The sequence below is a fragment of the Plantactinospora mayteni genome (genome assembly GCF_016862935.1).
In the GTDB taxonomy this organism is placed as follows: domain Bacteria; phylum Actinomycetota; class Actinomycetes; order Mycobacteriales; family Micromonosporaceae; genus Plantactinospora; species Plantactinospora mayteni.
This window is the reverse complement of the sequence record NZ_BONX01000026.1, coordinates 203,750-225,512: the sequence shown is the minus strand read 5'-3', so window position 1 is coordinate 225,512 and position 21,763 is coordinate 203,750. Positions and strand designations below refer to the sequence as shown.

At 73.4% G+C, this 21,763-nt stretch carries 18 protein-coding genes; 8 read left to right on the top strand and 10 right to left on the bottom strand.

Annotated elements, in window-relative coordinates:
• Positions 1-69: 69 nt before the first annotated feature.
• Entirely contained in the window at positions 70-1,452 is a 1,383-nt protein-coding gene (locus Pma05_RS20170; protein ID WP_203858980.1) for a chitinase, read from the top strand.
• Between the two features lie 117 nt (positions 1,453-1,569).
• On the opposite strand, the gene Pma05_RS20165 is transcribed toward Pma05_RS20170, so the two are convergent.
• The gene (locus Pma05_RS20165) at positions 1,570-2,007 is read right to left on the bottom strand and encodes a hypothetical protein (protein ID WP_372441512.1); all 438 of its coding nucleotides are present in this window, start codon (positions 2,005-2,007) and stop codon (positions 1,570-1,572) included.
• Complete coding sequence (locus Pma05_RS20160; RefSeq protein ID WP_203858979.1) at positions 2,000-2,365, bottom strand: hypothetical protein; 366 nt, start codon at positions 2,363-2,365, stop codon at positions 2,000-2,002. The genes Pma05_RS20165 and Pma05_RS20160 overlap by 8 nt, the downstream gene beginning before the upstream one ends.
• A 318-nt stretch (positions 2,366-2,683) precedes the next feature.
• Here Pma05_RS20160 and Pma05_RS20155 point away from each other — a divergent pair, with 318 nt between their 5' ends.
• The 6 genes from Pma05_RS20155 (at position 2,684) to Pma05_RS20130 (ending at position 10,913) form a co-directional block, all read left to right on the top strand.
• A complete protein-coding gene (locus Pma05_RS20155; protein WP_203858978.1) occupies positions 2,684-3,829 on the top strand; it encodes an acyltransferase family protein in 1,146 nt (381 codons plus the stop codon).
• Between the two features lie 216 nt (positions 3,830-4,045).
• Positions 4,046-6,343 carry a HelD family protein gene (locus tag Pma05_RS20150; protein WP_203858977.1) on the top strand — a complete coding sequence of 766 codons (2,298 nt, stop codon included), beginning with the start codon at positions 4,046-4,048 and terminating at the stop codon, positions 6,341-6,343.
• A 112-nt stretch (positions 6,344-6,455) separates the two neighbouring features.
• Positions 6,456-7,181 (top strand): hypothetical protein, encoded by a 726-nt coding sequence (locus Pma05_RS20145; RefSeq protein ID WP_203858976.1) that lies wholly within the window; start codon positions 6,456-6,458, stop codon positions 7,179-7,181.
• A 73-nt stretch (positions 7,182-7,254) separates the two neighbouring features.
• On the top strand, positions 7,255-8,160 hold the full coding sequence (locus Pma05_RS20140; protein WP_203858975.1) for a Gfo/Idh/MocA family protein: 906 nt from the start codon (positions 7,255-7,257) through the stop codon (positions 8,158-8,160).
• Between the two features lie 189 nt (positions 8,161-8,349).
• A complete protein-coding gene (locus Pma05_RS20135) occupies positions 8,350-10,299 on the top strand; it encodes a sensor histidine kinase (protein WP_239312699.1) in 1,950 nt (649 codons plus the stop codon).
• Entirely contained in the window at positions 10,263-10,913 is a 651-nt protein-coding gene (locus Pma05_RS20130; protein ID WP_203858974.1) for a response regulator transcription factor, read from the top strand. Before Pma05_RS20135 ends, Pma05_RS20130 begins: the two co-directional genes overlap by 37 nt.
• Before the next feature lie 81 nt (positions 10,914-10,994).
• Here Pma05_RS20130 and Pma05_RS20125 read toward each other — a convergent pair whose 3' ends face one another.
• Entirely contained in the window at positions 10,995-11,186 is a 192-nt protein-coding gene (locus Pma05_RS20125; protein ID WP_203858973.1) for a DUF2795 domain-containing protein, read from the bottom strand.
• A gap of 74 nt (positions 11,187-11,260) precedes the next feature.
• Here Pma05_RS20125 and Pma05_RS20120 point away from each other — a divergent pair, with 74 nt between their 5' ends.
• Positions 11,261-12,571: an erythromycin esterase family protein gene (locus tag Pma05_RS20120; protein ID WP_203858972.1), complete on the top strand. Its 1,311-nt coding sequence runs from the start codon at positions 11,261-11,263 to the stop codon at positions 12,569-12,571.
• Here Pma05_RS20120 and Pma05_RS20115 read toward each other — a convergent pair.
• The 7 genes from Pma05_RS20115 to Pma05_RS20085 all read right to left on the bottom strand — a co-directional run bounded on the left by Pma05_RS20115 (position 12,518) and on the right by Pma05_RS20085 (position 21,731).
• Positions 12,518-13,516, bottom strand: a complete 999-nt coding sequence (locus tag Pma05_RS20115) for a MarR family winged helix-turn-helix transcriptional regulator (protein WP_239312696.1) — start codon at positions 13,514-13,516, stop codon at positions 12,518-12,520. The two genes, Pma05_RS20120 and Pma05_RS20115, sit on opposite strands and share 54 nt — an antisense overlap.
• A 32-nt stretch (positions 13,517-13,548) precedes the next feature.
• A complete protein-coding gene (locus Pma05_RS20110; protein ID WP_203858971.1) occupies positions 13,549-14,697 on the bottom strand; it encodes a type III PLP-dependent enzyme domain-containing protein in 1,149 nt (382 codons plus the stop codon).
• Positions 14,698-14,811: 114 nt separating this feature from the next.
• Entirely contained in the window at positions 14,812-16,383 is a 1,572-nt protein-coding gene (locus Pma05_RS20105; protein ID WP_203858970.1) for an IucA/IucC family protein, read from the bottom strand.
• A gap of 41 nt (positions 16,384-16,424) precedes the next feature.
• Positions 16,425-18,536 carry an IucA/IucC family protein gene (locus tag Pma05_RS42625; RefSeq protein ID WP_239312693.1) on the bottom strand — a complete coding sequence of 704 codons (2,112 nt, stop codon included), beginning with the start codon at positions 18,534-18,536 and terminating at the stop codon, positions 16,425-16,427.
• Positions 18,536-19,756 carry an ATP-grasp domain-containing protein gene (locus tag Pma05_RS20095; protein ID WP_203858969.1) on the bottom strand — a complete coding sequence of 407 codons (1,221 nt, stop codon included), beginning with the start codon at positions 19,754-19,756 and terminating at the stop codon, positions 18,536-18,538. The genes Pma05_RS42625 and Pma05_RS20095 overlap by 1 nt, the downstream gene beginning before the upstream one ends.
• A gap of 4 nt (positions 19,757-19,760) precedes the next feature.
• Positions 19,761-20,759: an ABC transporter substrate-binding protein gene (locus Pma05_RS20090; protein ID WP_203858968.1), complete on the bottom strand. Its 999-nt coding sequence runs from the start codon at positions 20,757-20,759 to the stop codon at positions 19,761-19,763.
• A gap of 183 nt (positions 20,760-20,942) precedes the next feature.
• Positions 20,943-21,731 carry an ABC transporter ATP-binding protein gene (locus Pma05_RS20085; protein ID WP_203858967.1) on the bottom strand — a complete coding sequence of 263 codons (789 nt, stop codon included), beginning with the start codon at positions 21,729-21,731 and terminating at the stop codon, positions 20,943-20,945.
• Between the last annotated feature and the right edge of the window lie 32 nt (positions 21,732-21,763).

The window sequence follows — 21,763 nt, the reverse complement described above, 5'->3', positions numbered from 1 at the left end:
AGTTAACCTTCCTAATAATTGGCGGACAGTCGATGGCTGTGGATGCCCGACCGCCCGGTGGAGGACCACATGAGACGCCGCAGAAGCCTTGTCCTGTCCGTAGTCGCCGGCCTCGTGGCGGCGGTCGGCGTCGCCTGGGGAGCGCTGCCCGCGTACGCCGCCGGGCCGACCGCCACCTTCGTGAAGACCTCCGACTGGGGCACCGGCTGGGAGGGGAAATACACCATCACCAACGGCGGGACCAGCACCATCAACGGCTGGTCGGTCGCCTTCGACCTGCCCGCCGGCACCACGATGGGCAGCTACTGGGACGCCCTGCTCACCTCCTCGGGCCAGCGGCACACCTTCACCAACCGATCCTGGAACGGCACCGTCGCACCCGGCGCCTCGGTGTCGTTCGGCTTCCTCGCCACCGGCTCGGGCAGCCCGGCCAACTGCACCCTGAACGGCGCGGCCTGCGGCGGCGGCACCACCCCGACCACCCCGCCGACCACCCGCCCGCCCACCACCCAGCCCCCGACCACCCCGCCGACGACGAACCCGCCCACCTCCGGGCTGCCCAAGCACTTCCTCACCGGGTACTGGCACAACTTCGACAACCCGGCCGTCGAACTGCGACTGCGGGACGTGCCCGCCGAGTACGACGTGATCGCCGTCGCCTTCGCCGAGGCGACCAGTACGCCCGGCGCGGTCACGTTCGGGATCGACCCGGGGCTGTCGGCCTCGGTCGGCGGCTACACGAACGCCGACTTCACCGCCGACGTACGGACCGTCAAGGCGCGGGGCAAGAAGGTCATCCTCTCGGTCGGCGGCGAGACCGGCCGGGTCGCCGTCAACGACGCGGCCTCCGCGACCAACTTCAGCAACAGCGTCTACGGCCTGATCCAGCAGTACGGCTTCGACGGGGTCGACATCGACCTGGAGAACGGGCTCAACCCGACGTACATGGCGCAGGCGCTGCGGTCACTGCGCAGCCGGGTGGGGTCGAGTCTGATCATCACGATGGCGCCGCAGACCATCGACATGCAGTCGCCGTCGGTGTCGTACTTCAAGTTGGCGCTGGACATCCGGGACATCCTCACCGTGGTGCACACCCAGTTCTACAACTCCGGCTCGATGCTCGGCTGCGACCAGGCGTTCGCGTACTCCCAGGGCACGGTGAACTTCATGACGGCGCTGGCCTGCCTGCAACTCGAAGCCGGACTCCGGCCCGACCAGGTGGCGCTCGGGCTGCCGGCCGGTCCCGGCGCGGCCGGCGGCGGCATCGTCGCGCCGAGCCTGGTCAACCAGGCGCTGGACTGCCTGGCCAAGGGGACGAGCTGCGGCAGCTTCCGCCCGCCGCGCACCTACCCGGGCATCCGGGGCGCGATGACCTGGTCGATCAACTGGGACGTCAGCAACGGCAACAACTTCGCCCGGACAGTCCGGCCGCACCTGAACACGCTGCCCTGACTCTCGGGACAGTGCGTCGTCGGGCCGCCAGCGCGTGCTGGCGGCCCGACGCCGGCCCGACCGCCGCCGCAGCTTCACCGCCCGAAGTCGCAGCCGGCCTGGTTCGAGCGGACGATGTCAGGCGGCGGGGCGGGTGCGGCGCAGCCAGAGCAGACCGAGCACCGGCAGTACCAGCGGGATGTAGCCGTAGCCGCCACCGAAGTCCGACCAGACGGTGTCGTCGGGGAAGAGCGCCGGGTCGAGCAGGCTCAACGCCCCGACGCTGAGCACCCCGACGAGTTCCACGGTGCAGCAGACCAGCGCTGTGCGGCGGCCGGCCCGGTCGCCCCGGGCCAGCCCGACGGTCGCCACGATGTAGATCACGGCGGCGAGCGCGGAGAGCAGATAGGCGACCGGCGCCTCGTCGAACTTGGTGACGATCTGCACCCCGGCCCGGCAGCTCGCGGCGATGGCGAACAGGATGTAGACCGCCACCAGCGCCCGGCCCGGCCCGCTGTTCACCCGTCGGGGCAGCCTGTCCGGGGTCGCCGTACCGGCGCTCGTCGACTCAGCCACCGGGGATCTGCCAGGTCTGTTGCAGGCGTACCACGACCACCGGGATCACCAGGCAGACCACGGTGACGATCACCGAACCCCAGCGGGTCGGCTCCATCCGGGCCAGTACCCCGGCCAGCGGCGGCAGGCAGACCAGGGTGATCAGGTAACCGGCGAAGGTGCCGGCCTCGGCGGGCTGCTCGCCGCCGATCCAGGCGGCCACCGCCGCGGCGGCGAGCGCGAGCAGCACCAACTCCAGCACGGCCAGGCCGGCGAGGTGGGAGACGTTCGGCGGCCGGTTCCGCATCGTCGTCACCAGGCTCCAGACGGCGAGTACGAGCGACAGCACGATCGACGACGCGACCAGGAAGTCGTTCATCGGCCGGCCCGGGGGCGGATGCCGGTGCGAGATGGCAGCGCGGCGGCGCGGGACCGGTGTCGGCTCACCGCCGCAGTCTACTAACCGGCGTAGTAGCGCGGCGTCAAGGGGTGCGGCATGGCGGCCGAGTTCCTCGCCCGAGCCGTCACCGCCCCGGCCTACGCCCCCGCATCGCGAGTTGCCCGCAATGGTGCTGCGGAGCCTCCTCGCCCGGGGGCTTTCCCTACCCTCGCCCGGGATGCCAGTCGGATCGATCCTCGCCGTGATCGTTCATAGCGTCGGTGACACGAGACCGGAGACACCGACGAGGGGGACGTCATGCAGCAGCGCGACCGGTTCATCGACGGGCTCCGAGCCCTGGCCATCCTCGGCGTCGTGGCTGGGCACTGGCTGGTCGGCGCGCTGGTCGCGACCCCGACAGGCGGTCTGCGGATCGACAGCCCGCTGCGATACCTGGAGTGGCTCCACCCGGCCACCTGGTTCCTCCAGATGCTGGGCCTGTTCTTCCTCGTCGGCGGATACACGGCGGCACAGGGGCTCCGCCGTGCCCGGGCGCGCGGCGAGACCGACGCCGAATGGGTGTACCGCCGGCTGTGGCGGATCGGGCGGCCGGTTGTCGCCGCGACGATGATCCTGACCGTGGCGCTGCCGCTGCTCGGCGTCCTCGGGCTCGGCGCCGGTACCGTGCGGACGACCGTGGTGCTGTTCCTCCAGCCGTTGTGGTTCATGGCCGTGTACGCGGTGATCACCGCCCTCACGCCGTACGCCCTCAGACTCGACCGGCGTGCTGGGCTCCGGGTGGTCCTGGCGCTCGCCGCCGCCGTGGCCGTGGTGGACCTGGTGCGCTTCGGCCCGGACGTCGAGCCGGCCGCCGTCGGGTACCTGAGCGTGCTGCCGGCCTGGTGCTTCGCGTACCAACTGGGCGTGGCCTGGTCGGCGGGGCGCGTCGACCGGCGGGTCGCGGGCGGTCTGCTCGCCGGGGGACTGGCGCTGTTCGTGTTCCTGCTCGCCGTGCTGGAGTACCCGGTGAGCATCGTGAGCGTGCCCGGCTCCACGCGCTCAAACTCGAACCCGCCGTCGCTGATGGTCCCGGCCCTCGCCGCGATCCAGGCGGGCGCCGCACTGCTGCTGCGGGACCGGATCGAGCGGCTCCTGCGCCGGCCCCGGATCTGGGCCGCCGTGACACTGCTCAACCTGAGCGCGATGAGCGTGTTCTGCTGGCACCAGGTGGCGCTCGTCGGCGTCTCGGAGGTCGCCCGCCGGCTCGGCACGCTGCCCGGCCTCGGTGACGCACCCGTCGACATCGGCTGGGTCGCCGCCCGGCTCGCCTGGTATCCAGTGCTCGCGCTCGTGCTGGCCGGCCTGGTCGTGCTGGTGCGCCCCTACGAGCACCCGGTGCCCGCCGTTCCCCCGAAGCCGGCGGACACCGCAGAGACCGCCGAGCCGGTCAGCCGCGGAGCTTAGGCTCACCAGAAGTCGTCACGATCTGGGTGTGCCTGAGCGGGCCGAAGGCCGGATGTCGATCGGGGTGGCTCTGGTCCGGGGATAGCTCACCTCAACCGGCCACCTTCATGGTATCGGCGTGGCAAGCCGTTCCGCGTCGGCGCGAATGATGATTTCTCGGCCCTGACCGGTACATATGCTCGCCGGAGTCACGCTCGTACACACCGGGGGAGCACTGTGTCCGACGCCAGAACCCAGGAAATCGCTGCCGAACAGCGGGTCGTCGACCGGGTCTACGCACGACTCGACGTGATGCGGGAGCAGGCGAGCGCGCTCGCCGAGGAGGGCAACAAGAGGGCGGCGGCCGGTCCGGTCGCCGGGTTGGTGGAGCGCGACGCGATGGCCCACCGGGCCGCCACGCAGTTGCGGGCGCTGGACGCCGAAGCGGAGGGCCTGGTCTTCGGTCGGCTCGACTTCGACGACGGCGAGACCTACCGCATCGGCCGGCTGGGCGTACGCGACGGGGTGGAACCGCTGCTGGTCGACTGGCGGGCGCCGGCCGCCGCGCCGTTCTACCGGGCCACTCCGGGAGCGCCGCTCGGGGTGGTACGCCGTCGGGTGATCATCTGCCGGGGTCCGCAGGTCGTCGACCTCGACGACGACGTACTGTCCCCGGACGCCGCCGGTGAGCTGCGGCTACTCGGCGAGGGTGCGCTGCTGGCCGCGCTCCGGCGCTCCCGTGGCCCGCGCATGCGCGACATCGTCACCACGATCCAGCGGGAGCAGGACGAGGCCATCCGGGCCCCCGCCCGGGGCGTCACCCTGATCACCGGCGGGCCGGGGACCGGCAAGACCCAGGTCGCACTGCACCGGGCGGCGTACCTGCTCTACACCGACCGGGGCCGGTTCACCGACGGCCGCATCCTGGTGGTCGGCCCCTCGACCGTGTTCACCACCTACATCAGCCGGGTGCTGCCCTCGCTCGGTGAGGAGAGCGTGCACCTGCGCGCGCTCGGCGAACTCGTCGACGGCGTGACCGCCACCCGCCGGGACGGCGCGGAGGTCGCCAGGATCAAGGGCGACGAGCGCATCCGGGACGTGCTGACCGAGCTGACCTGGCAGACGCCGCCGACCGCACCGGACCGGCTCCGACTCGTGTACGCCGGCCAGGTGCTCACCCTGGACGGAGCCGACCTGCCGGCGGCCCGCCGTCGGGTACGCACCCGGTGCGAGGCGACCGGGACGATGCCCAACGCCGCCCGTTCGACCGCCGCCGCGATCCTGCTGGACGCCCTGTGGAGCAGGGTGGACGGCAGGCACCTCGACCGGGAGCTGTTCGCCGAGGAGGTCGGGGACCGGGGCGAGTTCCGCCGGTTCCTGCTCGCCTGGTGGCCGGTGCTGACACCGACGGCCGTACTGTCGTGGCTCACCGACCCGGCCCGGGTGGTCGGCCTGGGCGACCGGGCCGCCGAAGTGCTGGCCGCGTCGTACCGGGGTCGGACCGACTGGTCCGTGGACGACGTGCCGCTGCTCGACGAGCTGACCGGACTGCTCGGCGAGCCGCCCGTCGCGCCGAGGGCACCGGAGCCCGAGTGGCGGCTGCGCGAGCTGACCACCGGCACCCGCGACGTGCAGACCTTCGTCCTCAGTTGCGGACTGCGCGAAGGATGGGAGCTGTACGCGCCGGGACTTCCGACCCCGATCGCCCTCGCCGGCCCGGCGATCGACAACGACGCGACCGTCGCCGCCCAGCGCTGGGCCGAGGCCGTGATCCTCCGGGAAGGGCACCGGGTGGTCGGCTGGACCGACGGGTTCGACCCGCACGGCGAGGAGGGCTACGTGCCGGTGCTCGCCGAGCCGCTGCCGGTGGCGGAGCCCGACGACGACCCGTCGATCGGCGACCCCTACCTGCACGTGATCCTGGACGAGGCCCAGGACCTGTCGCCGATGGAGTGCCGGATGATCGCCCGCCGGGCCGAGTACGCCTCGATGACGGTCGTCGGCGATCTCGGGCAGGCGACCCACCCGCTGGCGGCCGACTCGTGGCCCGTACTGCTCGGCCGGCTCGCCAAGCGCGAGGTCCGGACGCTGGAACTGCACACCGGATACCGGGTACCGCAGGTCATCGCGGAGTACGCGGCCCGGGTCCTCGCCCCCGGCATCGCGCCGACCCGGTCGTACCGGCCGGGCGGGACGCTGGCGGTGCGGCAGGTCGACGATCTGCACGCCGCGGTCCGGGTGGCGGCCCGGCAGGCTCCCCGGGAGACCACAGTCGCGGTCATCGCCGCCGACGACGCGGCCGACGAACTGGCCGGCGACGAACTGGCGGGGCTCGTCGACGTGCCCGGGGTCGTGGTGGTGCCGGCCAGCCTCTGCAAGGGCCTGGAGTACGACCACGTGGTCGTGGTGGAGCCGGCCGACATCGTGGCCGCCGAACCTCGCGGCCTGAACCGGCTCTACGTCGTGCTGACCCGGGCCGTCGCGGGCCTCGTCGTACTGCACCGGAAGGCACTGCCGGCGGTCCTGCGCGACTGACGTCCGTCCGACCCCGGGCGTACCTGGGGGCACCGGGCGATCATGGGCGGATTATCAGTACCTTCTATGATTGGCCGCACCCCGACCGCCACCTCACCGGGAGCCCCACCGCGTGGACCTGTCCGGCATCGACGCGCTCTCCGCGCTGCTGATCGCCGGTGGTGTGGTGCTGTTCTCCCTCCTCGTCCTCGCGGTGGTGGCAGACCGGCCGCGCAACCCCCGACCCGACGTGGAGCGGCTGCGCGCCGCCGCCGAGGAGTTGGAGGCGTACGCGGTGGCGACCCAGACCGACGCCGGCCGGGCCGCCGCCATCGCCGGTGCGGCCCGGGTGGCCGTGGCCGAGGCGGAACGGCACCGGGACGAGGCGTGGGCGGACCAGGAGGCGGCCGGGCAGCAGTACGACCGGGCCTGGCAGGCGGTACTCGCCGGCCGGCAGGCGGCGGCGAGCGCCCCCGTCCGCGATCCCGAGCCCGATCCGGAGCGGGACCGGGCGGTGTCCCGGGCGGCCCTGGCGGCGTACCGGCGCGGGGATCTCTCGCTGCCGCAACTGCGCGAGGTGTTCCGGCGGAGCGGGAACTGGGACCCGGCGCAGGAGGAGCGGGAACGGGTACTCGACCTCGCCCGGATGCGGCTGGCCGAGGCGCGCCGGGCGTACGACCGGGCCGCCGCGCTGACCCGACGGGTCGAGCAGGAGGCGCGGGCCGCCGAGACGGCCGCCTGGGAACTGCTCTCCGAGGCGAACCGGTCGGTGGCGGAGGCGCGGGAGGCGTACCACACGGTCCAGCGGTTCGCGCAGCGGCGCGGGCGGAGCAGGCGACGCCGGAAGCGGGCCGGTTAGGACGGCCCGATTCGCCCCGGCCGGTTGTGTAAGGAAGAATTCCTGCTCAGAATGGCGCGAAGAGGGGATTACCGTGCTCACGTTCGGATTGTTCGGCACCGGTCACTGGGCGGCGGAGGTGCACGCCGCCGCGCTCGCCGGGCATCCCCGGGCCCGGCTCGCCGGGGTCTGGGGCCGGGACCCGGCCAAGGCCGAGGCGCTGGCCGACCGGTACGGCGTGCCGGCCTATCCCGACGCCGACGCGCTGATCGAGGCCGTGCAGGCGGTGTCGATCGCGCTGCCGCCGGACGTACAGGCGGACCTGGCGGTACGGGCCGCCACCGCCGGCCGGCACCTGCTGCTCGACAAGCCGCTGGCGCTGAGCCTGCCGGACGCCGACCGGGTGGTGGCGGCTGCCGCGCAGAGCGGGGTCGCCTCGGTGGTCTTCTTCACCAACCGCTTCCAGCCGGCCATCGCCACCTTCCTGGCCAGCGCGGCGGCCACCGGTGGCTGGCACGGCGCCCGGGGCGTGATGTACGCGTCGATCTTCCAGCCCGGCAACCCGTACGGCGGATCGGCCTGGCGGCGCGAGCAGGGCGCGCTCTGGGATGTCGGCCCGCACGCGCTCTCGCTGATCCTGCCGGTGCTCGGCCCGGTGACCGAGGTCGCCGCGATGGGCGGACCTCGGGGCGGCGTGCACCTGACGCTGGCGCACGGCGGGACCGCGACCAGCACCCTGTCGCTGGCCCTGGACGCCCCGCCCGCCTCGACCACCTTCGAGTTCGCCTTCCACGGCGAGGAGGGCATCGGCGTGGTGCCGGACCGGGACGGCAGCCCGGTGGACGCGCTACGGCTGGCGGTCGAGCAGCTCCTGAGCGAGATCGACAGCGGCACCCGCGACCAGCAGACGGACGTGCGGTTCGGCCGGGACGTGGTGGCGGTGCTCTCCGCCGCGCAGACCGCCCGCGAACAGGGCCGCACCGTCACCCTGCCGTCCTGATCCCGAGACCCGCCGGGGTCGGGCCGCCCCGTGCCGGCCCGACCCCCGGGGACTGCTCCGGTTAGGTTAGGAAGTCCCGGTAGCGGCCAGAATGGGGCCGGATGCCGACCCGGGGTGTAGCTAACCCCACCCCTGGCCGGCGCCTTCGGGCACTGCCGCCGCCGGCCATCAGCGGACAGACTTGACCGCATGACAACCAGAGCGGTACGCGCCGCCGGGCTCGCCCTGCTGCACGGGGTGGCACTGGCCGGGCTGGGCCTGGCCGGGGCGGTGTCGCTGCTGGTGCACCTGGCCTTCTTCGTGCCGGGGTTCGGGCTCGGGCTGATCTTCCTGCTGCCGCTGCCGATCCTGGCCGGGCGGCACCTGACCAACCTGGTACGCCGGCTGGCCGGCGACGGCTCCGGCTCCGGCGACGGCTCCGGGATGCCGCTCGGGTCGCCGTACCGGCCTCGGCCGGGGCCGCCGCAGCCGGAGGCGGACGGGCGCTATCCGCACGACAACCGGCTCTACCGGCGGCCCTGGGTTCCCGCGTTCCTCCGGCTGATGGACTGGCTGCTCGGCGACCCGGCCAGCTACCGCGACCTGGGCTGGATGATCACTACTCCGCTGGTCGGGACGCTGCTCGGCGGCCTGCCGGTCGCGCTGGTCGCCGCCGGTGGCTGGTACGCGGCCAGCAACGCCTCCCGGCACTGGTGGGCGGTACCGGCCGGACTCGCCGCCGCCGTCGCCGGGCTGGCGGTGGCGCCCTGGCTGCGTACCCTGCACCTGCGGTGGACCCGCTGGTGGCTGGGGCCGACGCAGCGGCAACCCGGCCGCCTCCGGGTCTGGTACGCGCACCAACTCCTGCTGCTGCTCCGACTGCTCTCCCTGCTCGGGCTGAGCCTGGCCGCCCTGCCACTGGCCGCACTCTCCGCCGTCGCCCTGCTGCTGACGTACGGGGTCGGCATCGTGGTGGTGCTGCCACCGGTGATCCAGAACATCCGCTGGCTGCCGGAACTGCGTCGACGGCTGGCCGGCCAGTGGAGCGGGGTGACGGTCGACTCGCCGTACCTGCCCCGGCCCGAGGTGCCGCAGCGTCGGCCGGACGGCCGCTACCAGGTGGGGAACCACCTCTACCAGACCGAGCGGTGGGCCGCGTACGGGCTGCGGCTGCGCTGGCTCACCCGGGACCGGGCGAGCTGGCGGGACTTCGGCTGGCTGCTGCTCGACCCGGTGGTCGGCGGGCTCTCCCTGGCCGCCCCGCTCGGCGCGATCGGCTACGGGATCTTCGGGCTGGCGATGCCGAGGCTGTGGATGCTGGTCGGGCTGCGGGCCGACGGCGGCACCGACTGGTACGGCTCGGTCGCCGGCTCGGACGCGGCGGCGATCCCGGTCGGGCTGGCCCTGGCCGCGCTCGGCCTGCTGGCCGCCCCGGCGGTGCTCCGGTTCAACGGCCGGTGGGCCGCGCTGCTGCTCGCCCCGACCGCAAAGTCCCGGCTGGCGCTGCGGGTGCAGCGGCTCACCGAGACCCGGGCCGACGCCACCGAGAGCCAGGCCGCCGAGCTGCGCCGGATCGAACGCGACCTGCACGACGGCGCCCAGGCCCGGCTGGTGGCGATGGGGATCAACCTCGGCAACGTCGAATACCTGCTGGACAGGGACCCGCAGGCAGCCCGGGCGCTGCTGGCCGAGGCGCGGCAGGCGTCGGCCAAGGCGCTCACCGAACTCCGCGACCTGGTCCGGGGCATCCATCCGCCGGTACTCGCCGAGCGCGGGCTCGCCGACGCCGTCCGGGCGCTGGCCCTGGACACCACGGTCCGGACCGAGGTCACCGTCGAACTGCCCGGCCGACCGGAGCCGCCGATCGAGTCGGCCGCCTACTTCGCGGTGAGCGAACTGCTGACCAACGCGGTGAAGCACGCCCGCGCCGCCCGGATCACCGTGCATCTCGGGTACGCCGACGGCCGGCTGCGGATCGTGGTCGCCGACGACGGGCGGGGCGGCGCGGACGAGGCGCGGGGCAGTGGACTGCACGGCATCAGCCGCCGGCTCGGTACATTCGACGGCGTCGTCGACCTGAGCAGTCCGCCGGGCGGCCCGACGACGGTGATCCTGGAGGTGCCGTGCGCGTTGTCCTCGCCGAGGACCTCTATCTCTTGAGGGACGGCCTGTCCCGGATGCTGACCGCGCACGGCTTCGACGTGGTGGCGGCGGTGGAGACCGGTCCGGAGCTGCTGGCGGCGCTGCTGGAACTGCGCCCGGACGTGGCCGTGGTGGACGTACGTCTGCCGCCCACCCAGACCGACGAGGGGCTCCAGGCGGCGCTGGCGGCCCGCCGGGAGGTACCCGGGCTGCCGGTGCTGGTGCTCTCCCAGCACGTCGAGCAGCTCTACGCCCGGGAACTGCTCGCCGACGGCACCGGCGGGGTCGGCTACCTGCTCAAGGACCGGGTCTTCAACGCGGAGCAGTTCGTCGACGCGGTACGCCGGGTGGCCGGCGGCGGCATGGCGATGGACCCGGACGTGATCGCCAAGCTGCTCGCCAGGAGCAGCCGGGACGCCCCGGTCGCCCGGCTGACGTCCCGGGAACGGGAGGTGCTGGAGCTGATGGCCGAGGGGCGGTCCAACAGCGCCATCGGGCAGCGGCTCTTCCTCAGCGAGAGCGCGGTCGGCAAGCACACCGCCAGCATCTTCGGCAAGCTCGACCTGTCCCCGTCGGACGACGACAACCGCCGGGTACTGGCCGTCCTGGCGTACCTCCAGCGGCAGGGCTGACCCCGGCCCCGGGGGCACCGTGTCCCGGGAGCACCGTGTCCCGGGTCGGGCCAGTTGGTCAGCAGCCGGACGGTGGCGTGCTCAGGAGAGTTCGATGATCGCGTCGCCGACCTCGGCGGGGGTCTGGAACTGCTCGACCGGCAACGACTGGAGCAGCTTGAGGGTCTGGGTGTCGACGCCGGTCTCCTGGGCCCAGCGCACCAGGTCCTCCTTTGACACCGGGTAGTCCAGTCCGGCGAGCGACTCCTGCAACTGCATCGCGTTAGCTCGCATGCGTCTGCGGTTACCCAGTCCCGCCCCACCCACACCACGGGTTTACCCGGGCGGCCCCCGGGGTAGCCGCGGGCATGCAGGTTTCCCGGCTCGGGGCCCCGGACGACTTCGACCCGCTGCTGGAGCGCATCGGCTCGGCCCGGGTGGTGATGCTCGGCGAGGCGAGCCACGGCACGTACGACTACTACCGGCTGCGCGAGCAGCTCACCCGGCGGCTGATCGCCGAGTGCGGCTTCTCGTTCGTGGCCGTCGAGGGCGACTGGCCGGACTGCGACCTGGTGCACCGCTCGGTGACCGGCGCACCGGGCGGCGACGACGACCCGCAGCGCGCGCTGGAACGGTTCGAGCGGTGGCCGACCTGGATGTGGGCGAACGCCGAGGTGGCCCGGTTCTGCCGCTGGCTCCGGGCCTGGAACATCGACCGGCCGGCCGGGCAGCGGGCCGGCTTCCACGGGCTCGACGTCTACAGCCTCTGGGAGTCGATGCAGGCAATCCTGGACTACCTGGGCGAGGAGGACCCGGCGTCACTGGAGATCGCCCAGGAGGCGTACCGGTGCTTCGAGCCGTACGGCACCCGGATCGAGGAGTACGGGCTGGCCAGCCGGTTCGTCTCGGCCCGCTGCGAGGCCGAGGTGGTGCGGCTGTTGGCGCGTACCCGGGAACGGGCCGCCGCCGACGGTGCCGACGCCTTCTCGGCCTGGCAGAACGCGGCGGTGGTGGCCGGCGCGGAGAAGTACTACCGGGCGATGGTCGGCGGCGGCCCGCAGTCCTGGAACGTCCGGGACAGCCACATGGCCGACACCCTGGACCGGCTGCTCGACCGGTACGGCCCGCAGGCCCGGGCGGTGGTCTGGGCACACAACACGCACGTCGGCGACGCCCGGGCCACCGACATGGCCCCGGGCGGGATGGTCAACATCGGCCAGCTCGCCCGGGAACGGCACGGCGCCGACGACGTGGTACTGGTCGGCTTCGGCAGCTACCAGGGCAGTGTGGTCGCGGCCAACCGGTGGGGTGCGCCGGCCGAGGTGATGACCGTGCCGGTGGCCCGGGCCGGGTCGATCGAAGAGCGGCTGCACCACATGCTGCCCGAGCAGGCCATGCTGGTCTTCGACCCCGGCGACCGGCCGCACTCGGGTGACCGGCTGGGCTCGGGTGACCGGTCGGACTTGGGCGAGCGGCCGGACTGGCTGGGCGAGGAGGTCGACCACCGGGCGATCGGGGTGGTCTACGACCCGTCGTTCGAGGCGTGGGGCAACTACGTGCCGACCCGGCTCGGCGACCGGTACGACGCCTTCATCTGGTGCGACCACACCACGGCCCTGCACCCGCTACCCGCCGCGACGGCCCCCGGCGAACTGGAGACGTACCCCTCCGGGGTCTAGTGAGGGAGCCGCTTTTCCGGGTACGTCGTCGGCGAGCGTTCGCTCGAAGCAGAGCTGGTTGTACGGGCTGTCGCCGTACACCGGGATCTGGTGGTAGCCGGCCGAGCGGTAGAGGGTTGCCGCCTCGGACAGCGATCGGTGGGTGCCCAGTCGCACGGTGTGCAGGCTGCGGGTCACCGCCTGCCGTTCCAGCTCGGCGAGCAGCCGGCGGCCGAGCCCCAGGCCACGGGCGTCGCCGTGCACCCACAGGTGGCAGAGTTCCGCCGTGCCCGGCCCGAGGGTCCGGATTCCGCCGCAACCGATCGGGCGGCCCTGCTCGTACCCGACCAGGAAGGCACCGCCGGCCCCGCTCACCTCGGCCGGGTCCACCAGCGCCCGGGTGTCGTACCCCTCGGGGAACCGGATCGACAGCTCGGCGGCGTACTCGGTCAGGCAGTGCCGGGCGGCGGCCGAGTCGGCCTCGACGACCTCGACCGTGACGGCGGCCAGCCGGAGCAGTTGGCGGGTGCGGTGCTGCGCCGCGATCAGCTCCGCTCGTTGGCTGACGGTGAGCGGCGCCAGCAGTTCGCTGGCGGCGGCGGTCGAGCGCCGCTCCAGCTCGGCGAGTTCGGCGGTGCCGGCGGCGGTCAGCTCGGCGACCCGGACCCGGCCGTCCGTCTCGTGCGCGCGGAGCTGGACCAGGCCCTGCCCTTCGAGGGAGCGGAGCGACCGGCTCAGATAGCCGGAGTCCCAGCCGAGCCGGGTACGCAGGTCGCGGACTGACGCGCCGGTGCCGATCTCGTAGAGCAGCCGGGCCTCGCTGAGCGGCCGGTCCTGCCCGAGGTAGCGGTCGGTGAGCAGCCCGATCCGCTGCGAGTAGTAGCGGTTGAAGTCGCGGACCGACCGAGCCTGTTCGGACATCGCCGCCTGTTCGGTTGTCGCCGCGTCTTCGGTCCTCGCCGTCACTTCTCTGACTATAGTCAGAGATCTCTCGGCGGTCAGTCCTCCGGCACTCCGGTCCGGAACTCCGGCGGGTCGTGCATCAGGAAGTCCCGGTGACTGATGTTCCAGGCGTACGCGCCGGCCATGCCGAAGACGATCGTGTCGCCAGCGGCGATCCGGCCGGGCGGTGGCAGTTCGGCCGCGTCCGGTATCCGGGCCAGTACGTCCTTCGGGGTGCAGAGCTGCCCGACGATCGTCACCGGCCCGGCCCCGGTGACCGGCCGGGGGAACGGATACTCCCACTCCGGGCGGGGCAGTACGGTGAACGGCTGGGAGTGCGACTTCGCGGCCGGGGTGCGGAACTGGTGCGTGCCGCCGGTCACCACCACGAACCACTCGCCGCCGGAGTGCTTCACGTCCAGCACCCGGACGCGGTAGTGCCCACAGTAGACGGTCATGGCCCGGCCCGGCTCGATCCGCAGCGTCCGGCCGGGATGGTCGGCGAGCAGCCTGGCCAGCGCGGCGCCGTACGCCGGCCAGTCGAACCGGGCCGCCGGGTCGGCGTAGTCGACCGCCATGCCACCGCCGACGTTCACCTCCCGGGCGTCGAGTTCGGCCACCGCCCACTCGACGATCGTCCGGGCCACTGCGGCGGCACCGGGCGCGGCGAGGCCGCTGCCGAGGTGGGCGTGCACGCCCCGGATCCGGATCCCCGGCAGGTCGAGCCGGGCACAGGCCCGGGCCTCCACCGGGGACATCCCGAACGGGCTGGGCCGGCCGCCCATCACCAGCACGGCGTCGCCGACCGGCACCGGCAGGTTGACCCGGAGCAGCACGTCGGCGACCGCGTCCCGGTCGACGGCCAGCCGGGCGAGCCGACGCAGCTCGGTCGGGGACTCGACGTGGAACCGGCGCACCCCGGCGGCCAGCCCGGCGGAGAGTTCCGGGTCGGTCTTGCCCGGCCCGCCGAACGCCGCCGGGGCGGTGCCGGGGAAGACCTCGGCCAGGTGCCGCAGCTCGCCGCCGCTGGCCGCCTCGAAGCCGTCGACGTGCGGTGCCAGGGTACGCAGGATTCCCGGGTCCGGGTTCGCCTTCATCGCGTACAGCAGCTCGACCCCGGGTGGGAGCGCGGCCCGGATCGCCGCCGCCGAGGCGTCCAGCCCGGCGAGGTCGTACCAGTAACTCGGTCGCGCGTGCCCCGTCACCAGCCCGCCTTTCGTTCGTGCTGTGGGGCTCGCAAGCCCGGCTCACTCCTCGCACTCACCGCGATGCCTTTCGTTCGTGCTGTGGGGCTCGCAACCCCGGCTCACTCCTCGCACTCACCAGCCGCCGCCGATCGGGTTGGGGAACGGCAGGTAGTCGGCCTGCCGGTCGGCGGCCCGCTGCCAGCGGACCAGCAGGTTGGCCTTGACCGGCAGCGGTACGCCGGCCAGCAGGGCGCGCAGCCGGGGCGGATCGCCGAGCCGGGCGGATGTCTCACCCACCACCTCGCGCAGCGCCGCCCAGAGTCGCGCCTCGACCCCGGGGTGCGCGTCGGCCAGCGCCCCGGCCAGCTCCACCAGATGGTTGACGAAGAGGCAGTAGCTGACCCGGTTGAACGCCTGCTCGGGGTCGTACCCGATCGGGGCCGGCAGCCCGGCGAGCCAGTCGGCCCGGCGCTCGGTGTCGAGCTTGACGCCCTCCAGGTCGCGCAGCAGCATCCGGACCGGCCACCGTTCGGCGTCCAGCACCACCACCACGTTTTGCAGGTGGGCCTCGTGCACCACCCCGTGCCGCCACCAGAGTTCCAGCACGGCCGGGACGAGCAACCGGACGTACGCCTGCCACCAGCCGACCGGATCCGCCACCGTCAGCGGCGCGGCGGCCAGGGCGGCGGCGATCAGCGGCGTCTCGCCCTCGGCCAGGTGCGGGCGCAACCCGCCCCGCAGGATCACCCCGAACCTCTCGTCCAGCCCCGGCAGCTCCACCGTCCGGTACGCCGGCTCGGGCAGCAGCGCCACCCCGGTCGGCAGGGGCAGTTCGGCGAGGAGTCGGGTCAGCGCCACCGCACCGGTCAGCTCGTGGCGGGCGTTCTTGCGTACGCAGTTGGTGATCCGGATGTGCAGGCTGGTCTTGACGAAGAGGTCGGCCCGAGGTGCGTAGAGGGTACGCACGCTGGCGGTCGGGCGCAGCACGGTACCGGCCACGCCGAGGTCGCGCAGCCGGGGGTCGAGTGGCCCGGACAGCTCGTACTGCCAGGGATGCACCGGCAGTACGGCGTGCCCGACCGGCGCCGGGGGCGGATCGAGTACGTCGATCAGTTCGTCGAACGGTCCGTCCGAGCCGAGTAGCCCCTCCGGCACCCCGATCCAGCGCAGCCGCAGGCTGGTACGCAGCTCGGGAGCGTACGCGTTCCACGCCTCGACGTCGCCGCTGCGCCACTTCGGGGCCGGGTGTCGGGGGTGGCCGTGCACCAGCGACTGTTCAGAGTCCACATAGGAGTCGACCACCGGGTCGCCGGTCGGGTCCGGATCGGCGGGCGGGCGCAACCGGAGTACCCGGTCCAGCGCGTCCCGGCTCGCCACCACCTGCCCGGCGAACTCGTCGTTGCGTACGCCGGTGCGCAGGGTCAGCTCGTCGGCGACCAGGGTGGCGAGTCCGGCCGCGTCAACCGGTGACCAGGTGCCGGCGGAGAACCGCTGCACCGGCCCCTCGTAGCGGTGCGCCCCCACCTCGGAGACCCGGGCCACCGCACAGCGCAGCAGTACGGCGCTGCGCGGCAGGCGTACCACGGCGTGCCCGTCGGCCAGCGTGGTCTGCCGTTCCGGACCGGCGACCTCCCGGGCGACGCAGCCGAGCAGCGTGTGCGTGCTGGCGACGTCGGCGGTCGGCCGGGACACAGCGGCGGTCATCGACAGCTCCTTGCCGCGACGCGGCCCGCCCCGAAGCGCGGTCACCGATCGGACCGCAGATAGTTGGGGCCGGTACGCAGGTAGTACTTGTTGATGTCGGCACAGCCGGTGCGCTGCTTCGGCAGCAGCGTTCCGGCGGTGAGCATCGCCTTGACCGGAAGGTGGTCGGCGGTCAGGACGCGCTCGGTGAGCAGCCGCCCGGCGGCGGCCACGTCCCAGCCGGCCGGTCCGGAACTGTCGCCGGCCGGGCCGCACGCGCTCGTGGCGCAGCCGTCCGGGCCGGATACGTCGGTGGCGCCGTCCGGGTCGGGTGCGTCGGTGGCGCCGTCGTCCGGATTGGCTGTGTCCGTGCGGTGAGCCGGGCCGGGTGTGTTGGTGGCGTCGGGCGGGCCGGGGCGGGCCGTGCGGGGCGGGGGCGTGCGGGGTGGGCTGGCGGTCCAGCGGTCCCGGGTGGCGAGCAGCCGGGACCGCAGCGCGGTGCCGGGGGTCGGCACCGGCACGCCCTGCTCGGCGAGGGCGCGCAGTGGTGCGGTCGCGGCGAGGTGCAGGGTGATCGTGGTGAAGACGTCGGCCAGCTCGCCGGGATCCCCGATCCACATCCGCTCGTCCCGCAGCGCCGGCCCGGGGCGCCGGACCAGTCGGGCACCGTCGTTGTCCTTGTAGAGCAGCCGGAGCCGGCCGCCGCCGCCCGATCCGGTCGGGCCCCGCGCGACCCGGCCGCCCGCGGCCACCCCGCCGACCACGCCAGTGCCGCCCGCCCCGGGAGCGCCGCCAGTGCCGGGAGTCGTGCCAGTGCCCGGGGCGGTGCCCGGCGTCGTGTCGGTGTCCGGGGCGGTGTTGTCGGGCGGGTCGAGGACGAGGTGGATGTTCTGCTGGTGTGCCTCCAGTGCGATGCCGTGCCGCAGCCAGAGATAACCGTGCCAGTCGACCAACAGGTCCAGATAGGACTCCAGCAGGGCGCGCGGGTCCGGCCCGCCCACCCGCTGCGCGACGGTCCCGCCGGCCGGATCCTCGGCGGCCAGCGCGGCGACCGGGACCACGGTCCGCCCGGCCAGCTCGGCCGGGAAGCGGCGGACCAGGAAGGACCGGACCGGGTCGCCGGCATGGCCGTAGCAGCTCTCGTCGGCGTGCAGGATCCGACCCGCGAACGCTGGCTCAGCCGCCGCGATCCGGGTCAGCAGCCGGTGCAGTTCCGCGCCGTCGACCAGGGTGCCCGGTGCGATGGTACGGATGTTCCGGGCCCCGAGCGCCGCCGTGGCCAGTGGCAGCTTCAGATGCGTGTACGGGTCGGCGACCAGCGCCACCGTCCGGGTCGACAGGGTCGGCCGGACGAGTACCTCGGGCGCGTCGGCGCGGACCGGCAGGTGGAGCCGGTCGGCGGTGACCGGGTGCACCGGCAGCAGTACGGTCGACGGCTCCCCGGACTGCGGCCACCAGTCCGGCAGCGCGCCGGTCAGGGTCAGCTCGGCGCGGGGCACCGGCAGCCAGCGCAGCGCGAAGGTCGGGGCGTGCTCCGGGGCGTACCGGAGCAGGGCGGTGCGGTCCAGGCCGATCCGGGCCCGGCTGGTCGGATAGACCGGGTGATCCGTCCGAGCGGCCAGTACGTCGTCGAGCAGCGCTCCCGCCATCCCGTCCGGCGTACGGGCGCGGGCGGCGAGCAACTCGGCGTGCACCCGGGAGCGGGTCTGCGCGGCGAGCCGCCGGGCGACGAGATCGTCCCGGCACTCGGCGCGGAACGCGGCCCACCCCGCTTCGGCCTCCGGATCGTCGGTCGGGGCGAGTACGTCGAGCAACCCGTCGAGGCTCCGCACCACCCGCCCCGACACACCCGAGTCGCTCTCCTCGCTGGACAGCACCAGCAGTTCCGGTCGGGCGGTACGCAGCTCGTGCTGGAAACCGTCCGGCTGGATCGGCAGCCGCAGCCGGGCGCCGGGAATCCGGGTCAGCCACCATCGGCCGCTCCGGTGCCCGTTGCCGGCCAGGCCGAGGTGGTCCTCCCGGAGCAGTGCGTCCAGTACCCGCTGGAAGAGCTGCCGCTCGGCGGCGTCGCCGCCGGCCCCGGCCACCGCATCGCCTGCGGAGGTCCGGTGATCCCGCCGGCGGAGGCCGCCGCCGGGTCCGCTGCTCTTGTCCGCTCCTCGTCGCGCCGCCATCACTCGATTTTCCAGCGGTGGGCCGCCCGGAAGTCGCGGAGCGCGTCGCGCACGGTCGCCGGATCGGGGCCGATGCCGTGCAGCGCGGCCAGGTAGTCGCGGTTGGTGCCGGTCAGCGGCGCGGTCACCCCGACCGTCCGCAGTGGACGGGAACCGAGCAGCACCCCGGCCGGCCCGGTCGCGTCCACCGGGCCGGGCGCGGCGACCAGGGTCCCGGAACGGTCGGCGCAGACCCATTCGACCCGGGCGTGCCGGGCCAGGCGTACCGGGTCGGGCAGGGGCGGCAGCGGATCACCGGCGTGGATCCGGATGACGTGCGCGAAGAGCGGCAGGTCGAGCAGTTCGGCCATCACCAGGTCGACCCGGTCGCCGATCAGCCGGTAGTTGACCTCGACGAGCCGGGCCCGCCCGTCGGCGACGACGAACTCGGTGTGGCAGGCGCCGAAGCCGACCCCGAGCGCGTCGAGTTGGGCGAGCACCTGGGCCAGTACCGGCGCAGGCAGGTCGGGGGCCCAGTCGAGGGCCTCCTCGGTGAAGGTCGGCGGCGGCCCGAGGCTGGTCCGCCAGCCACCCAGCACGGCGATGGTCTCGCCGTCGCCGAGTGTCTCCAGGGTGTGCAGGTCGCCGGTCAGGTATTCCTCGACCAGCAGCCCCTGGCCGGGGCGTCGGGCGCGGATCTCGGCGACCCGGCGGCGCAGCTCGGCCACCCCGTCGACCAGATAGACGTCCTCGCTGGCCACGCCCTCCCGGGGCTTCACCACCGCCGGAAACGGCACGGTCCCGGCCAACTCCGGTGGATCCTCCGGGCCGAGCGCCACCGCGGCCACCCGGTCCAGTCCGGCGTCGGCGACGGTACGCCGGGTCAGCCGCTTGTCCTTGCTCCGCAGCGCCGCCCGCCAGTCCTTGCCGGGCAGTCCCAGGTATTCGGCGGCGAGCGCGGTGGGGGTCTGAAGGTGGTCGCTGTTGGACAGCAGCGCGACCGGCCGTTCGCCCCGGTCGGCGGGCCGGCCGCGACGCCGGTACACCGCGTCGAGTACGCCCCGTACGTCGCGGACGTCCGCGCCGGCCACCTCCGCCCCGGACCGTTGGGCCGGGCTCGCCGGCCAGGCGCTGGGCTGGTCGGTCAACACCGTCACCGGCAGCCCGAGCCGGGCCGCCGCCGGCAGGAAGCCGTCGAGTACCGAGTCGGTCGGGTTGAGCGCGGTCAGATAGAGCCGCACGGCGCTACTTCGCGGGGTCGACCTGGAAGGTCTGCGCGATGTCGTCGAGGACGAAATGGGCGCCCTGGACCGAGACGGAGGTCATCCAGAGTTCGTCCCTGACCTCGTAGACGTGCTTGGCCTGTACCCCGGCCAGCCGGTTCCACAACGGGTTGGCCTGGAACCTCTCCCGGTAGCCCTCGCCGCCGCTGTAGGTGGTGACGAAGATGTGGTCCGCGTCGGCCAACTCGATCTGCTCCTCGCTGATCTCGGTGGAGAAGGTCTCCTCGTTCTGCGAGGCGGGGCGCTTCAGCCCGGTGTCGGCCAGGATGATGCCGATGAACGACGCCTTCGCCATCAGCCGGGTCGGGCCGTCCACGAACCGGACCACCGAGACGGACGGGTTGTTCGCCTTGGCGTTGACCTCGTCGCCGATCTTCTTGGCCCGCGCCTCGTACGCGGTCAGCTCCCGCTCGGCCCTGGCCTCCTCACCGAGGGCCTTGCCCAGCAGGGTGATGTTGTCCTTCCAGATCGGGCCGGTGGTCTTGACGAAGACGGTGGGCGCGATGGCGGAGAGCTTGTCGTAGAGAGCCTCGTGCCGGACGGTCGCCGACACGATCAGGTCCGGCCGGAGCGAGGCGATCAGTTCGAGGTTGGGGTTGTCCAGCGGGCCAATGTCCTTGGTGTCCTTGACCGCGTCGCCGAGGTAGTCCGGGAAGGTCTTCTGGTTGCGATAGCTGGCGATCCCGCCGACCAGCGGCCGGTCGAGCAGTACGACCGCCTCCACCAGGCTGTTGTCCAGCGCCACGATCCGCTGTGGCTTCGCCTTGAGCTCGGTGCTGCCCTTGTCGTGGGTGATGGTGCGGGGGAATCCGGCGTCGGCGGCGGCAGCCCCCTGGCCGGGGTCGGACCCGCCCGTCGCGTCCGAGGTGCCGCAGGCCGACAGCCCGACGGCCAGGGCCAGCCCGGTCAGGCCGGCGGCGAGCCGGAGTGCTGCCCCGCGACCGCGCGCGAATCGACGCATGGAATGTTCCTTCTTCCCGTTACTAAGGTAAGGCTCTCCTACTTCGCAGTTAGGTTAACCTTGCTCGCCGCCGAATGGAAACTGCGAAGCCGATCACGCCGACCTCGTGTCGCCGCTGGTCACCGACCCGTCACGACTCCCGGCATCCGTCAGGGCCGATCACCGGCGGGGACGCCCCTCCGGTCATCGGCGGGGACGCCCCTCCGGTACGACGATCGGGGTGCCGGCCACCGGGCAGGGAATGATCCGGCAGTCGAGGCCGAACACCTCGCGTACCAGCTCCGGGGTCACCACCTCGGTCGGCGGTCCGGCGGCGACGACCGTACCGGCCCGCATCGCGACCAGGTGGTCGGCGTACCGGCACGCCTGGTTCAGGTCGTGCAGCACCATCACCACCGTGGTGCCGTCCCGCTGGTTCAGCTCGGCGACCAGCTCAAGTACGTCCACCTGGTAGGCCAGGTCCAGATAGGTGGTCGGCTCGTCCAGCAGCAGTACCCGGGTGTCCTGGGCCAGCGCCAGCGCGATCCAGACCCGCTGCCGCTGCCCGCCGGAGAGTTCGTCGACGTTCCGGTCGGCCAGCTCGGCGGTGCCGGTGGCGGCCAGCGCCGCGTCGACGACCTGCTCGTCGGCCCGGGACCACTGCCGCCACCAGTGCTGGTGCGGGGTACGCCCCCGGGCCACCAGGTCCCGCACGGTGATCCCGTCCGGGGCGATCGGCGACTGCGGCAGCAGCGCCAGCCGCTGGGCAAGCTCCCGGTTGGACAAGCCGGCGATCGGGTCCCCGTCGAGATAGACGACCCCGGCGGCCGGTGCCAGCAGCCGGGACAGCGCCCGCAGCGCCGTCGACTTGCCGCAGGCGTTCGGCCCGACCAGCGCGCTGACCCTGCCGGCCGGCAGCTCGATGTCGAGGCCATCGGCCACGATCCGGTCGCCGTACCCCAGCCGAAGGTCGCTGCCCAACAGTGCGGTCATCCCGTCCTCCATCTGCTCGTCGCGAGGGGCTG

Bases quoted from the DNA above. Each gene is read 5' to 3' on its own strand.
- Pma05_RS20170 (WP_203858980.1), top strand. From the start codon at position 70: ATGAGACGCCGCAGAAGCCTTGTCCTGTCCGTAGTCGCCGGCCTCGTG.
- Pma05_RS20160 (WP_203858979.1), bottom strand. From the start codon at position 2,365: ATGAACGACTTCCTGGTCGCGTCGTCGATCGTGCTGTCGCTCGTACTC.
- Pma05_RS20155 (WP_203858978.1), top strand. From the start codon at position 2,684: ATGCAGCAGCGCGACCGGTTCATCGACGGGCTCCGAGCCCTGGCCATC.
- Pma05_RS20135 (WP_239312699.1), top strand. From the start codon at position 8,350: ATGACAACCAGAGCGGTACGCGCCGCCGGGCTCGCCCTGCTGCACGGG.
- Pma05_RS20125 (WP_203858973.1), bottom strand. From the start codon at position 11,186: ATGCGAGCTAACGCGATGCAGTTGCAGGAGTCGCTCGCCGGACTGGAC.
- Pma05_RS20120 (WP_203858972.1), top strand. From the start codon at position 11,261: ATGCAGGTTTCCCGGCTCGGGGCCCCGGACGACTTCGACCCGCTGCTG.
- Pma05_RS20105 (WP_203858970.1), bottom strand. From the start codon at position 16,383: ATGACCGCCGCTGTGTCCCGGCCGACCGCCGACGTCGCCAGCACGCAC.
- Pma05_RS42625 (WP_239312693.1), bottom strand. From the start codon at position 18,536: ATGGCGGCGCGACGAGGAGCGGACAAGAGCAGCGGACCCGGCGGCGGC.
- Pma05_RS20090 (WP_203858968.1), bottom strand. From the start codon at position 20,759: ATGCGTCGATTCGCGCGCGGTCGCGGGGCAGCACTCCGGCTCGCCGCC.
- Pma05_RS20085 (WP_203858967.1), bottom strand. From the start codon at position 21,731: ATGACCGCACTGTTGGGCAGCGACCTTCGGCTGGGGTACGGCGACCGG.